This window comes from Thermoleptolyngbya sp. PKUAC-SCTB121, from assembly GCF_016919485.1.
Classification (GTDB): domain Bacteria; phylum Cyanobacteriota; class Cyanobacteriia; order Elainellales; family Elainellaceae; genus Thermoleptolyngbya; species Thermoleptolyngbya sichuanensis.
On the sequence record NZ_CP070366.1, the window covers coordinates 2124772 to 2139315 of the forward strand.

Consider the following 14544-nt stretch of genomic DNA (forward strand, 5'->3'; position numbering starts at 1 on the left):
TTACTCCAGCAAATCTGGCTCTTCCCACACGATTTTGTCATAGAGCGACTGGAAGCAAAACCAGCCCATAAAATGCGTCCCGACCTGGCTGTAGGTGAGGCTGGCGACTTCGTGGGGAATAGCGACAGGTTTGCCGACGGCTTCGGCCATCAGTTGCGCCTGACAGGTGCGATCCATCGTGATGAACCACCACGCCGCTTCATCGACCGAGTGCCCAACGGTCAGCAGCCCGTGGTTGCGGAGAATCACCGCTTTGCGATCGCCCAGCACTCGCCCAATCCGCTGCCCTTCCGACAAGTCCAGCACCACGCCCGTATAGTCATCAAACAGCGCATGGTCGTCATAAAACGAGCAGGCATCCTGCGTCAGCGGGTCGAGCAGGCGGCCAAGGGAGGCCCAGGCCTTGCCATAGAGCGAATGGGCATGGGCAGCAGCCACCACATCAGGACGTGCCTGATGAACCTGCGAGTGAATCGCAAAGGCGGCCGCGTTGACAGGGCAACTTCCCTCTACCACCTCGCCCTTATGGTTCACCAGCAGCAGATCCGATACGCAAATGTGCCCGAAATACATCCCAAATGGATTCACCCAGAAGTGATCGGGATGCTCCGGATCGCGGGCAGTAATGTGTCCTGCCACGCCCTCATCGAAGCCGTAGCGGGCAAACAGGCGAAAGGCGGCCGCGAGGCGCTGCTTGCGGTGTAGGCGTTCATCCTCAACACGCTCGAATGTAGGCGGCTGCGGCAGGTTGGGTTGGATCATGGTCAGGCATTTGAATTCAGAATTTCCCTTCCCAGTATGCCTAAAGGTCGGATACGTGGCCCTGTGCTGTCAATTGGGCTTAGGATAACGCCTAAAACCACGCCTAAAACCACGCCTTAAAACGCTGTAAATAGCTGCTGTAAATAGCTATAGCGGTAATCACAAGCGGTCATCATAATCAATAAAGCGAGCCTGTGGCACGGTTCTCCCTACCCCCAAGCTCGCTACTGTGTTCTATTGCGTAACCTGCCTAAACTGCTGTGACCCCCGCCATCGCAGCTTAGGTCGTTACATCAAACGCTCACACCACCACGAAATCGCGTCCTAGCAGCACATTGGTCGTATCGCGTACCACCGCAATCAGGTCGTTGCCACGATAGATCAGCGTGTCTAGGGCTGCCCCACCTTCCAGGCTGCGGGTCTTGTCCAGTCGATACTGGCTCAGCGCACCCTTGACCTGGAACTTGTCCAACTGGAACGCGCTGAAGTCGGTGATGCTGGCGTAGGAGTTGCCCACCGTGTTCAGATAGTAGGAACCCGCGCTGTTGCCCAGTTCAAACGTGTCTGCCCCCAATCCACCGGTCATGATGTCCCGTTCACCTGCATTGTTAGCCGTCGTACCGCCGCGCAGTCGATCGTTGCCGTCGCCGCCCAGCAGCGTATCCGACCCAGATCCGCCCACTAGGGTATCGTTGCCGCCCAGACCGCTCAGCACGTTATTGCCGCTGTTGCCGTTGATCACGTTGTCTCGGAAATTCCCTGTGCCGTTGATATTGGCAACACCACTCAGGTTCAGGTTCTCAAGGTTGGCAGAGAGCGTGTGGCTGACGGAGGCAATCACTAGGTCGATACCGCCTGCCACCTCAGCCGCCACGTCGCCCAGTGAATCGACGATGTAGGTGTCGTCGCCAAAGCCGCCGTTCATGGTGTCATTCCCCAGACCACCACTCAGCAAGTCGTTACCATCCCCACCGTTGAGCGTGTCGTTACCTGCCAGACCAAACAGGAAGTTGTTGCCAGCGTTGCCGTTGATCACGTTGTTCAGATCATTGCCCGTGCCGTTGATATTGGCAGCACCCAGCAGCGTTAGGTTTTCGACGTTGGCAGAGAGGGTATGGCTGACGAAGGAGCGGACTTCATCAATCCCTTGCCCGGCGAGTTCAACCACCACGTCTGAGGCAGAATCGACAATGTAGGTGTCGTTGCCAGCGCCGCCGCGCAAGGTGTCGATGCCCACACCGCCATCGAGATAGTCGTTGCCAGCGCCGCCGTTGATGATGTCGTTGCCTGCCAGACCAAACAGGAAGTTGTTTCCTGCGTTGCCGTTGATGATGTTATTCAGTGTGTTGCCCGTGCCGTTGATATTGGCAGCACCCAGCAGCGTCAGGTTTTCAACGTTGGCAGAGAGGGTATGGCTGACGAAGGAGCGGACTTCATCAATCCCTTGCCCGGCGAGTTCAACCACCACGTCTGAGGCAGAATCGACAATGTAGGTGTCGTTGCCAGCGCCGCCGCGCAAGGTGTCGATGCCCGCGCCGCCATCGAGATAGTCGTTGCCAGCGCCGCCGTTGATGGTGTCATTGCCTGCCAGACCAAACAGGAAGTTGTTGCCTGCGTTGCCGTTGATGATGTTATCTTTGGCGTTGCCTGTGCCGTTGATATTCGCAACACCACTCAGGTTCAGGTTTTCCAGGTTGAGGGAGAGCGTATGGCTGACGGAGGCAATCACTAGGTCGATACCGCCCGCCACTTCACCCGCCACGTCGCCTGCCGAGTCTACGATGTAGGTGTCATCTCCAAAACCACCATTCATCGTGTCATTACCTGTCCCGCCATCGAGGTAGTCATTCCCATCGCCGCCGTTGAGTGTGTCGTTGCCTGCTAGGCCAAACAGGAAGTTGTTGCCGCTGTTGCCGTTGATGACGTTGTTCAGGGCGTTGCCTGTGCCGTTGATGTTGGCAGTGCCCAGCAGCATCAGGTTTTCGACGTTTAGGGGGAGGGTGTAGCTAATAGAGGAGCGGACTTCATCAATGCCTTGTCCGGCTAATTCAATCACAACATCGCCGGGCGCATCGACGATGTAGGTATCATTTCCAATACCGCCGCGCATGGTGTCGTTGCCTGTGCCGCCGTCGAGTAGATCGTTACCTGCAAGTCCTTCTAAGATATCGTTGCCTGCTAATCCAAAGATGGAATCGTTAAGTAGGGTGCCGACTAAACGCCGTCTGAAAATTAGAGGAATCCCGTTGACGGTGTCGTTGTCATTGAATTGAGAGCCGATGATAGTGGCCATGTTGAAATTCTCCTTTTGAGGACGCAATATCCGGGCGTCTTTGGTATGGGAGGTTTGGCTGTGGGGTGAAGCCCCCTGTTTAACCTCTGAGGAGTTATCGGAGTGGGTGCGGGGAATTACGCAGGTTGTGCGAATTTTTACAAAAAGAAATCCCTCGCTTGAGTGAAACGAGGGATGAGTGATTCAGATTAAGTATTGAGAGACGAGGTGTTCGAGCTATTCCAGTCCTAATTCTCGCTTGAGCAAACTGATGGATTTTTCACCAATGTAGTTTTCACAGCATTCGATTTTGGGTGGACGAATGATGTGGTCGCGGGAAAGCTGGATGGCGGCTTTGACGCTGGGCAGGCTGGCCTGGTCGCAGATGATGACCTGGGCGCTGCGAACCATTGCGCCCAGCTTGTAAGCATCGTCTGCCTTGGCGGTCATGATCAGCAGTTCTTCGCCCCGCAGGCTGTGAATGATGACTTCGGCTGCTCGCAGAATGCCGGAACTAAGGCTGACGAAGCCGATGCAGGTGTCTTTTGGGAGTCCTTTCATCAGCTTTAGCTCTTTGCCGTAGTCGTAGATATCGACCGGGATGACGCGGACGGATTTGGGAGAGGCGATCGCCTCTGCTTCGCCAATGAAATAGCGACTGGTGACCACTGTGCCGCCCCGCGCCTGATCCAGCACACTTGCCAACTCCTCCATCGGCACCAGTTGGACAGGGATTTGCAGCGCCTGCTGGAGTTCGCGCACCATGAGTTCCCCCGCGCCGATGTCGTAGCCCGGAGCCGTGACCAGCACCCGCGCACTGCACCGCAGCCGCCAGTCGATTTCTGCCAGAAATAGCTCCCGCGCCTGACTGAGGGAACAGCCCTGGTTGAGCAGTTCATCCAGGCTTTTTTGCACCAGCTTGTAGGCCTGGGGATGTTTGGCTAGCACGGGCGATTGGTTGCCTTTGGTGTGGCCTTCGTCGCCTTGGGATTTAACAAAGATGCCCGCACCCGCCTTGGCATCTACAATGCCGTCGTCCTCCAGCATCCGGTAGACCTTGCTGATGGTGTTGCGGTGTAGCCCGGTCTGCATGGCCAGGGCGCGGGTGCTGGGGAGCCGCTGTCCGGGGGGAAACTGGCGGGAGGCGATCGCAAAGCGGATCTGGTTGTAAAGCTGGGTAGAGGCGGGGATTTCGCCGTCGGGCTGGATATGAAACTCGACCATAACCATCTCCAGGGGAGTGTTGAGAGGCTTGAGACAGAGGCAGGGGCGATCGCACCAAGACGTGCACTCGAATACACGCTCAGCAACTTTAGCAAAACAGGCTTAGAAAACAGGCCTAAGAAAAGGCTCAGGAAGCCGCTTTAGAATCGCGCCTGTTAAACATGCCATTGAGACCTGTCTAATCTACGTTACGAAAAGTGTCTACATACCGGATGTGACAGTTTCCAGAATACACAGCCTGAGAAAGTTTGAACCTTTTGCCAAATATTTTTTGAGGGAGCCGCTTCAAAGAGATGCCCCAAGCAGCGCATGAATCCCTCGCCGCCTCTATGAACACGCATCCCAGGCTTGCCGCTAATCGGAGATAGCTGCCCATCGAAGACAATAGAAGGAATGCGCTAGGCTAGGTCGCAAGCCTGGGCACCTTCCATCTGGGTCAACCTCCTTGCCATGTTGCCGCTGCTGACTGTCACGCTGTTTGTCATTTGTGGTTCTGCGCTTTGTTCTTGCACCGAGGCAGCCCTGCTGTCGATGCCGATCCTCAAAGTGCGGCAACTGGCGCAGTCTTCTAACCGGGCTTCTGCCAAGGCGCTGCTGGCGATTCGAGAGAAGATGAATCGGCCGATCGCCACGCTGGTGATTTTCAACAACCTGTTCAACATTCTGGGAAGCATCGTCATCGGCTCACTGGCTGCGTCTGTGCTGAACAGCGCAATGATTGGCGTTTTTTCTGGCGTTTTAACGTTTCTGATCATCATTTTTGGGGAAATCTTGCCGAAAACCATCGGCGAGCGCAACGCCGAAAGCATTTCCCTGCTGGTTGCCATTCCGCTCACCTTGCTGACGCGCGTGTTTACGCCCGTGGTGCTGCTGCTGGAGAAGGTGACGGCTCCGTTTGTCAGTGGCAACCATCGCCCCACAACCAATGAAGCGGAAATTCAGCTTTTGACCACCATTGGCCGCGACGAAGGCGTGATCGAAGACGACGAAGCCGAGATGATTCGCCGTGTGTTTGCGCTCAATGATGCCACGGCGGGCAAGCTGATGACCCCCCGCGTGGCGATTACGTATCTGGAAGGAGAGCAGACGCTCGAAGCCTGTAAGCCCGATATTATTGACTCGCAGCACAACCGTCTGCTGGTGATTGGGGAGACGATTGACGATGTGCTGGGGATTGCGCTGCGGCATGAACTGCTGACGGCGCTGATTGAGGGGCGGGGCGATCGCCCCATTTCTTCCTTTGTCCGCAAAGCCTGGTTTGTGCCGACGAGCCTGCGGGCCGATCGCCTGCTGCGGTCATTTCAAACCAGCCGCGAACATCTGGCCGTGGTGGTCGATGAATATGGGGGCGTGGCGGGCGTGATTACGCTGGAAGATGTGCTGGAAGTCATTACGGGTGAAATCGTGGATGAAACCGATTACATCATCGACATGCAAGATGTGGCCCGTCGCCGCCGCGCCCGCATTTTGAATGAAAATCCGAGCCTGCTAGACTGATGCGCCGACTGCTGTTGCCGTGGAAAACGTTGTGAATACTGGGCTGGAGCAGATTCGCATTGTGCTGGTGGAACCCGCCGGGCCGCTGAATGTGGGGGCGATCGCCCGCGTCATGAAAAACTTTGGGCTGCGGCAGTTGGTGCTGGTCAACCCCCAGTGCGACCCACTCAGCGCCGAAGCGCGGTTGCTGGCTGTCCACGCGGCCGACGTGCTGGAAGCCGCCCAACAGGTTGCAACGCTATCGGAAGCGCTGACGGGCTGCCAGCGAGCAGTTGCCACGACCGGGCGCGATCGCACCACGCTGCCCATTCGCCTGGAATCTCCCCAAGACTGCCTGCCCTGGCTGCGATCGCCCCTAGCTGACGGCACTTTGCCCGCCGCCGCCCTCATCTTCGGCCGCGAAGACTCTGGACTCACCAACGCCGAACTTAACCTGGCCCAGCGCTTCGTGCAAATTCCCACCAGCGAAGCCTATGCCTCCATGAACCTGGCCCAGGCCGTCGCCGTCTGCTGTTATGAACTGGCCGCAGGTCAACAGTCCGCCGCCCGCCGCCCGCAGGCAGGCTGTGACCACGGAACCGATCAAGTCATCGATCAAGTCACCGATCAAGCTATCGATCAAGCCATCGACAAAATCGACAAAGCAGAGGTAAGCAGGCGCAACCCCCACTCCTCCGCTACTCCTATCGCCTCCCTCGACACCCTAGAAGCCTACTTTAACCAGCTCGAAGCATTGCTGCTCGACATTGGCTACCTCTACCCGCACACCGCCGCCAGCCGCATGGAAAAATTTCGCCGCCTGTTCCTGCGGGCCCAGCTTTCAGAGCCAGAGGTGGCGATGCTGCGGGGCGTGCTGAGCCAGATGAAGTGGGCGATTGGGCGGGGGAGTGGTGAAGTTAGGGAATAAAGTTAGGGAGTCGGAGAAACGGGTTCTACGATTCCAACCGGCTGTCACTTGGTTCCCCGCTGCTTTGCCCTTGATCCTTGTTGATGCAGCCAGGGCGCTTGGCATACTGACAGACGCGAGTCCAGAGGGTGGCGCGAGTGCCCGGTGGGCCAGCAGAAAACAGGACGCGATCGCCCGTGATGCCGCCGGGGGCAATCTTGACCCCGCAGGCAGGACAAACTTTCAACCCAGATGATTCAGCAGACGTAGACATAGAAACGGCTCCTCATGCGAAGGGGGATAACTTACCTTTCAGCGCGACGGGCCTAATTTACTCAGGTCGATAGAAAACGTTAACTTTGGAGGTTGCTGCTTATCAGTAACCGCTCCAGCGTCAAGATGTGCTGCGGTGTGTGCCACATCCGGAGTAATTGACGAAGTGGCTGACAACAGTGGTCGCAGAAGTGCAGGTGGCAATTAACAATGCTGAAAAATAAACATTTTCAGCGGTTTCACGGAATGTTTTATGCATGGTGTGGGCTATTAATGAAAGCGTGGAATCAGATCGGGTGCCTCGTTCTAGCAGATCTGGTCATGTTCGTAGCCATTTTCTCTGTCAGGATCTTCCACCCATTCTTTTAATCAGGGTTTCTGAAAGATCGCTCACTGGACTTCTCTGCTGTCCGCTCTAGACTGCATTTCTTAGATATTTCTTGGGGTGTTATTTACGCAGTCTACTCGTCTTCCTTATCCCCTAGTCCAGACTTTTGGGTGCTTTTTGACTCGTTTCTTGAATACTTCTTGCATCGTAAAACAAGACGAAGTTCGTATCCTATTTCATATTTCGAGCAGTCAAGAATTACCGTTTAATCGTGAGTTCTTGAACCATTACTCTGCGTCTATGGCTTCATCCAGAATTCCCGTCTCAGTATTTTCACGGTAATTTTTGCAGGATCTTGATTGAGTTGGACGGGGCGATCGCCATCGAGTGCATCCCACTTTTGGAACCCTCACCCTAAATCCCTCTCCCGCTTTGGGGAAGGGACTGCCAATCCGGCTCTCCTTCTCCCTTTTTGGGAGAAGGGGCTGGGGGATGAGGGCAAACTTGCAGAACTAGGATGCGCCCTCGCCATCTCGTTTTATCGTGAACAAAATCCTGCACTTTGCGTCTACTCAATTAACCCAATTACGTTCTAAAACCTGACTTGATGCAACTTGATTTCCTGCAATCGAAAGAACCTAATCTGGAATGAGAAATGTTTCTTTTTTTGTTTGCAAAAGCGATGATTTTGCCATCCCTGTGTCAGGGGTAAAAAGGTTCGGCGTTAATGCAAGTCTTCCTTCATTGGAGAGAATATAAAGCAAGTAAATTGACCGTCTTCTAGATGAGCATTGACGTTCTAGTAAGGTGAATTACAGCCTGCATCATTGCGTCCGTTTTGCCCCCCTTTTTTGCCCTTTTCGCGTATTCCGTTTCGGCTGATTAGCTTCCATAAACACTTATGAATTCATCTGCTGAGCGTTTGCTTTAGCGTTCCTCAGGACGATTTCTAGCGTGTCAACCTCTGGTTGCACCCTTTCCAGCTAACCATCAGAAAGGAAACATTCATGTCTACAATCATCACGGTGACAACGACCGCTGACAGCGGTGCAGGATCTTTGCGGGCGGCGATCGCCCAAGCCACCAACGGAGCCACCATCCGCTTTGCCGCCAGCCTCCAGGGAAAGACCATCAGCCTGACCAGTGGCCAACTCACCCTCAACCGCTCAATTACGATAGACGGCTCGACCGCCCCCGGCATCACCCTCAGCGGCAACCGCAGCAGCCGCATTCTGCAAGTTGGGGACAATGCCAAAGTGACCCTACGGGAGCTGACCCTGAGACACGGGCGGGTCACGGGCAACACCGAACAGTCGGGCGGCGGCGGCGCAATCTTGACCGGAAACAGCAGCGAGCTGACGGTGATCCGGTGCCGTTTCCAGGAAAACGCGGCTGGGTTTGGTGGGGCAATCTACACCGGATTTCGCGGGCGGACGCTCGTGCAGGGCAGCACGTTCATCGCCAATGACGGCACGCTTGCCCAAAACGAACGAGGCGGAGGAGCGATCGGCACCAAGAGCGGCGGCGTGCTGACCGTCCGCAATAGCCGATTCCTCCGCAATCGCGGCATCAACGGCGGCGCAATCAATAGCCTGCTGGGTGAGCTAACGGTTGAGAATTCGATCTTTCGTGGCAACGACTCCACGCCAGGCGCGTCTCAACGGGGGGTGAGCGGCTACGGCGGCGCAATCTACACCGACGGAGCCAATGCATCGGGCCCCAACAGCAGCTATGGCCCCATTGGCGGCCAAATCACCCTCCGCAACAGCCGCTTTGAAAACAATCGCGGTGCGGCCCAGGGCGGCGGGCTGTTTCTCTTTGCCTATCCGCCCGACAAGGTGCTGATTGAAAACTGTGCGATCGTCGGCAATACTGTGATTCGCGGCGCTGACGGTGAGGCGCTGGGCGGCGGGCTGCGCCACGGCAATGCCGAACTGACCCTGCGGAACAGCACGCTGGCCAACAACACGGCTCAGGGGCAGGGCGGCGGATTGTGGATTGGCGAATCGTCGCCGACTACTATCGTGAACACAACGTTTTCGGGCAACCGGGCCGACGATGGCAACGGCGGCGGGCTGGGCGGCGCAATCACCTTTGGCAACCGTACCACGTCTGCTGCAACGCTGACCAATGTCACCGTTGCCTACAATCACGCCGGATTCCAGGGCGGCGCGTTTTGGATGGGCGACCAGTCAATTACGCTCAAAAACTCCATCGTTGCGTTCAATACTGCTAGCAATCCCTGGAAGACTCGCGTTCAAACGCGCAGACCGCTCATTGACGGTGGCGGCAATATCGAATTTCCAGGGCTGCAAAGTAAAGATGATCCGCGCGTTGTGGCTAACTCTCGCATCATCGACCCCAAGCTCGATCCACTCCAGGCAAACGGCGGATTGGGGCAGACCCATGCGCTGCTAGCCGGCAGCCCCGCCATCAACACAGGAACGGGCGCAGGCGCACCTCCGATAGACCAGCGGGGGCTGAGCCGGGATGCTCAGCCTGATGTCGGCGCGGTCGAGTTTGGGCGGGGGCTGCGGTGGGAAGGCAGCGCCGGGGATGACTGGCTGGTGGGCAGCACGGGTGGCGACACGCTGTTGGGCAGTGGCGGCAACGATCTGCTGTGGGGCGGCGCAGGCAGCGACACGCTGACGGGCGGCGCGGGGGCGGATACGTTTGTCTACGTTGGCGCAACGCTGAAATCGGCTCTGGCTCACTCGCGGCTGTCGAGCCTGGATCGCATCACGGATTTCAACCCTGCTCAGGGCGATCGCCTCCTGATCGAAGTCAACGGCGAATCAGTGTTGCCCAAGAAACTGTTCCATGCGGGAACCGTGCAGGGCAGCACCCTGAGGGGGGCGATCGCCGCTGCCTACGCCGACAAAAACCAGCAGCAGGCAGGCAAGCAAGTCCTAGCGATTGGTGAAGCGGTGCTGTTTTCCTGGGGCAGTCGCACGCTGCTCTCGATCAACGCAGAGGGTGCTGGCTTTAGTGCGGCCCAGGATGGCGTGATCGACGTGACGGGGATTGCGCTGTCGCCGCGCCAGCAGCGGGCGGGCGTGCTGCCTGTGCAGACAGTTTTCACTTAGGTGAAAAAATCATGAACCCGTTGGAATGTTTCCTGAAGGAATTTTGGCGTTCCCGGAAAGTCGATCAGGGTCATGCGACTTCGTTCGGTTTTGTGTTTCCTCGACTCGGTTGCTTTGGTTCCGTGTGCATCTACTAATCTCTCCGGAAAGCGTTTAATCTCACGTTCTGTGGCTTGATTTCTAACGTGTTGATAGTTGCTTTATTTCCTGTGCATTTCTTGTGCATTTCCTGTATATTTCTCCTGCATTTCCTACAGCTAACCATCAGATAGGGAACACTCATGTCCACAATCATTACGGTGACGACGACCGCCGACAGCGGTGCTGGATCATTGCGGGCGGCGATCGCCCAAGCCACCAGCGGCAGCACGATTCGCTTTGCCAGCAGCCTGGCCGGGCAAACCATTACCCTCACCAGCGGCCAGATCAATATTCCCGCAGGCAAAAATCTAACTATCGACGGCAGCACTGCGCCGGGGCTAAAAATTAGCGGCAACAACAAGTCGCGCATTTTTAACCTGCAATCGACCTCGGTGCAGCCCACCAGCCTGTCGGTGAAAAATCTGACGCTGATCAACGGCTTCACCACCGAGCGCGGCGGGGCGATCGCCACGGAACACCAGGGCAAGCTAACGCTGGAAAACGTTGTTTTCACCAACAATGTCGCCAACAAGGGCGGCGGCGCGGTGTTCAGCGCCTTTGAAGGCTCCCTGACGGTGACGGGCAGCAAGTTCACAGGCAACCGGGCCACGGCGGGCAATGACGAACGGGGGGCAGGGGCGATCGCCTTTTGGGGCCCCGGCCCGCTGACGGTAAGAAACAGCGAGTTTGTCAACAACCAGGGCATCAACGGTGGCGCGATCAACAGCCTCAACGGCAAGCTCACCATCGAAAATTCCAAGTTTCTCAACAACAGCACGACGGCTGCTTTTTACGACACAGGCAAGCCCAACCCGTTTTTGCGGGGCTTTGGCGGCGCAATCTACACCGACCGCGCCAGTTCCACCAGCGAAGCGTCCGGCTTTATCCGCATTGTCAACAGCGTGTTTGAGGGCAACAAGGGCAAGGGCGAAGGCGGCGCGGCCTACCTCTATACAGGCAAGCAAGATAGCGTCACTATTACGGGCAGCCTGTTCAAAGACAACGCGGTGACGGCACTGCCCCAGGGCAACGGGGGCAACGGCGGGGCGATCGTGGTCATGAGCAACGACCTGAACCGGGGGCTGACCATTAGCAACACGGCGTTTGTCGGCAACAGCGCCACAGGTCAGGGCGGCGGCATCTGGACGATGAAGGCTCCTGCCACGATTACCAACAGCACCTTTTCTGGAAACTCGGTCACTGGCCGCGGACCGAGCAATGTGGGCGGCGGCATGGCGCTCTACAACAACGCCACGATTGTCAACACCACGATTGCCCTCAATACCGCAGGCTGGGTCGGCGGCGGCGTTTCGGTGGCAGGTGGCAGCACTGCGACGCTACGAAACACTGTCTTTTTCAACAACACCGCAGCCAACGGCGGCAACACCTGGAATATCCAGCAGCAGAGCAGCGGCACGTTTGCCAATGGCGGCGGCAACCTGCAATTTTCCACCTTTGCGGGCGGTGCAAACAGCAGCAATCTGGTGTTTTCTGGCATTCGCATTGCCGATCCGAAACTGGGCGGTTTGCAGCAGATGAGTGACGGTTTTCTGCTGTTTCATCCGCTTCTGGAGGGCAGCGCTGCGATTAACGCAGGCGTTAGCTCCGGCGCACCCACGACAGACAAGCTAGGCCGCACCCGCGACAGCAAAATCGACATTGGCGCAGTGGAGTTTGGCGCAACGGGCACAGTGGTCAACCCGCCCACCGAAATCACGGGCACGGCGGCAGACGACATCCTGCTGGGCACTGCGGGTGCGGACGTGTTGCGGGGCGAAGGCGGCAATGACATCCTGCTGGGTAGGGCAGGCGGCGATACGCTGGTCGGCGGCGCGGGAGCAGACTGGTTTGTCTATAGCGCGGGTCGGCAGGGCAAGGCGCTCAGGCAATCGCTGGTCACTGCGCCCGATCGCATTTTAGATTTGAATGTGCTGGAGGGCGATCGCCTCGTGTTCGACTTTGACAACAACCTGACCACGCTGAACCGCCCCAAAGCGCTGTTCAACGCAGGCAACATTAGGGCAAAAACCCTAGAAGATGCCGTCAAGCTGGCCTACGCCGACAAAAATCAGAAGCGAGGCGGCCGTCAGGCGCTCAAGGCAAACGAAGCAGTCATGTTTCGCTGGAAGCAAGAGCTATACCTCTCCGCCAACAACGGCACTGCCAGCTTCAATGCCAAGGATGACCTTGTAGTCAACCTCACGACCGCAACCCTCGCAGAGGGCCACGCCACCCTGGGCGCACTGCCCGTTGCTACCTACTTTGCCTGATCCGACCTATAGCAAAGCGTTTTTGAAGCTAGTGAGGCATAAGACTAAGACACAAGCCCTCGCCTTTCCTATCTAGCGCATGCCTCACCTCGCATAAAAATGCTGTACCCCCGCTTGTAGCAATAGTTGGGGACTTTACCAAAGCGCTGCGCGATAACGACTCCTCGCGCAGCGCTTTTTGGGTATCAGTAAACGCTGTTTGGTAAACGTTCGATATTGCCAGAAGTTTTAATGACAGCGCTTCTTAATCGCTTTTTAGTAATTAGTAAGGCGAGAATGTATAAACCAAACCCAGCGTTGCGCCCACATCGAAGCTATCAAACAGCCCGACGTTGATGCCCGTCGTCAGTGCCAGAAAAGCCGTGAGGGGGATATCAAGACCGCCCGTCAGCAGCAGGTCTAACCCGCTGTCATCGCCAAAGGAGAAGGCAATTCCTGCCCCAACGTAGGGAGCCAGCGTTGTGTATCCCGTCCGAATTGGCTCCAGGTCAAAGGTGACAGGCAGTAGCACTTCTACGTCGTCCTCGATCAGCAGACCTGGGCGAATCGACAGCGTGCGGTTCAGGGCAAACTTGCTCAGGATGGCGAAGCTGGTGTTGCCCAGCGCAGAGTCGCCGCCGATGCCCAGGTTCGCCCCAGCGCCAATAAAGCTGGGGTTGATGCGGGATCTGCGGCCAAGCGTATCAGCCGTGCCGCCGACCGCATCCTGCACATCGGCGATCGTGGGACGACGCACCACCGCCCGACGAGCGCTAAAGGTGTAGCCCAGACCCAGCAGAATGCCAAAGTCTACTTCACGGCCAAAGGGCGCAAGGTTGGCTGATGCTGTGGCCACTAGTGAACTGTTGATCGGAAAATCTAGCCCGCCTGTCAGCAAGAAGTCTACGTTGTTGTCATTGCCTGTGAAAAACGTGAGGCCCAGGCCGGCAAATGGCGCAATGCCCGTGCCTGGCCCGGCAATGCCAAAGTCGTAGGTCACAGGAACGAGAATGCTCACATCGTCTTCGATCAGCAGGCTGGGACGCAGGGAGAGGTAGGGATTGAGGGCAATTTTGCTGAGGACAGCAAAGCTGGTGTCGCCGATGGCGGCATCGCCCGCAATGCCCAAGTTGACCCCCACGCCGATGTAGCTGAAGACATAGCGGACTTCGCGAGGGCCTGTTTGAGCAATTTCGATGGGGGCGGGAACTGAGAAGCTGGGATCGGATAGGTCTGGATCAAGCTCTGTATCAGTATTGGCGATCGCCGGATTGGTTGGCATTGGCTCTAGATCTGCGGCCGTGCCCATCGGAATCTCGATTTCAGCGGCTTCGACTTCATCTGACCCAACCTCAGCGCTCTCGATGCTGGGTGTTGTAGTTAGCCCTGTGGTGCTTTCAGAGTCCGGCTCTGCGTCTGGAACAACCACGACGGGTTCGGGAGCAACGGCTGCTTCGGGAGCCACCTCGACAGATTCCAGTGGTTCGACAAGCAAAGGTTCGACACTCAGTGAGCGAATCGGTGAAAGCGGGGGAATCGTGCTGCGAACTGAGCCAGATTTGGTCGTTGATTCTGCGGCAATCGATTCTGCGGCCGCTGCTTCTGCAACGATTGCTTCTGAAGCAACGGCCGCCTGTCCCCCGACAATGACCGTAGACACCAACACGCTGCCCGACAGCAAGAGGCACTGCCATTGGCGGGTAGATTGCAAATCGGATTTCATGGACTCACTCCTCAAAAGATTTCCTCAAATTTCCTCAACACCAGATGCGATCGCAGCACTACCAAAATAAAGGCGCACCAGCATGTAAACCATTGGAAACTCA

Annotated in this window: 9 protein-coding genes; 4 read left to right on the forward strand and 5 right to left on the reverse strand. The window is 56.8% G+C overall.

All coding sequences use genetic code 11. The annotated features are described in order from the left end of the window. The 3 genes from JTM80_RS08960 to JTM80_RS08970 all read right to left on the reverse strand — a co-directional run bounded on the left by JTM80_RS08960 (position 1) and on the right by JTM80_RS08970 (position 4258). Positions 1-762 (reverse strand): class II aldolase/adducin family protein, encoded by a 762-nt coding sequence (locus JTM80_RS08960; RefSeq protein ID WP_225906806.1) that lies wholly within the window; start codon positions 760-762, stop codon positions 1-3. Between the two features lie 301 nt (positions 763-1063). Further along, complete coding sequence (locus JTM80_RS23330; RefSeq protein WP_172358408.1) at positions 1064-3055, reverse strand: calcium-binding protein; 1992 nt, start codon at positions 3053-3055, stop codon at positions 1064-1066. A gap of 216 nt (positions 3056-3271) precedes the next feature. Continuing rightward, positions 3272-4258 (reverse strand): GntR family transcriptional regulator, encoded by a 987-nt coding sequence (locus JTM80_RS08970; protein WP_172358407.1) that lies wholly within the window; start codon positions 4256-4258, stop codon positions 3272-3274. Positions 4259-4708: 450 nt separating this feature from the next. On the opposite strand from JTM80_RS08970, the gene JTM80_RS08975 reads away from it, so the two are divergent. After that, complete coding sequence (locus tag JTM80_RS08975) at positions 4709-5755, forward strand: hemolysin family protein (RefSeq protein WP_172358406.1); 1047 nt, start codon at positions 4709-4711, stop codon at positions 5753-5755. Positions 5756-5786: 31 nt separating this feature from the next. Beyond that, positions 5787-6662, forward strand: a complete 876-nt coding sequence (locus JTM80_RS08980; RefSeq protein WP_172359102.1) for an RNA methyltransferase — start codon at positions 5787-5789, stop codon at positions 6660-6662. A gap of 25 nt (positions 6663-6687) precedes the next feature. On the opposite strand, the gene JTM80_RS08985 is transcribed toward JTM80_RS08980, so the two are convergent. Continuing rightward, positions 6688-6915, reverse strand: coding sequence for a hypothetical protein (locus tag JTM80_RS08985; protein WP_172358405.1), 228 nt, complete (start codon positions 6913-6915; stop codon positions 6688-6690). 1334 nt (positions 6916-8249) lie between these two features. On the opposite strand from JTM80_RS08985, the gene JTM80_RS08990 reads away from it, so the two are divergent. Both JTM80_RS08990 and JTM80_RS23335 read left to right on the forward strand, forming a co-directional pair. Further along, complete coding sequence (locus tag JTM80_RS08990) at positions 8250-10328, forward strand: choice-of-anchor Q domain-containing protein (protein WP_205371012.1); 2079 nt, start codon at positions 8250-8252, stop codon at positions 10326-10328. A gap of 281 nt (positions 10329-10609) precedes the next feature. After that, the gene (locus JTM80_RS23335) at positions 10610-12739 is read left to right on the forward strand and encodes a bluetail domain-containing putative surface protein (protein ID WP_276568589.1); all 2130 of its coding nucleotides are present in this window, start codon (positions 10610-10612) and stop codon (positions 12737-12739) included. Between the two features lie 262 nt (positions 12740-13001). Here the strand turns inward: JTM80_RS23335 and JTM80_RS09000 are convergent, their stop codons facing one another. Further along, positions 13002-14441, reverse strand: a complete 1440-nt coding sequence (locus tag JTM80_RS09000) for a hypothetical protein (protein ID WP_205371014.1) — start codon at positions 14439-14441, stop codon at positions 13002-13004. Positions 14442-14544 lie beyond the last annotated feature (103 nt).

Excerpts from the sequence above, each read along its gene's own strand:
- JTM80_RS09000 (WP_205371014.1), bottom strand. The coding sequence starts at position 14,441 with ATGAAATCCGATTTGCAATCTACCCGCCAATGGCAGTGCCTCTTGCTG.
- JTM80_RS08975 (WP_172358406.1), top strand. The coding sequence starts at position 4,709 with ATGTTGCCGCTGCTGACTGTCACGCTGTTTGTCATTTGTGGTTCTGCG.
- JTM80_RS08960 (WP_225906806.1), bottom strand. The coding sequence starts at position 762 with ATGATCCAACCCAACCTGCCGCAGCCGCCTACATTCGAGCGTGTTGAG.
- JTM80_RS08985 (WP_172358405.1), bottom strand. The coding sequence starts at position 6,915 with ATGTCTACGTCTGCTGAATCATCTGGGTTGAAAGTTTGTCCTGCCTGC.
- JTM80_RS23330 (WP_172358408.1), bottom strand. The coding sequence starts at position 3,055 with ATGGCCACTATCATCGGCTCTCAATTCAATGACAACGACACCGTCAAC.
- JTM80_RS08970 (WP_172358407.1), bottom strand. The coding sequence starts at position 4,258 with ATGGTCGAGTTTCATATCCAGCCCGACGGCGAAATCCCCGCCTCTACC.
- JTM80_RS23335 (WP_276568589.1), top strand. The coding sequence starts at position 10,610 with ATGTCCACAATCATTACGGTGACGACGACCGCCGACAGCGGTGCTGGA.
- JTM80_RS08990 (WP_205371012.1), top strand. The coding sequence starts at position 8,250 with ATGTCTACAATCATCACGGTGACAACGACCGCTGACAGCGGTGCAGGA.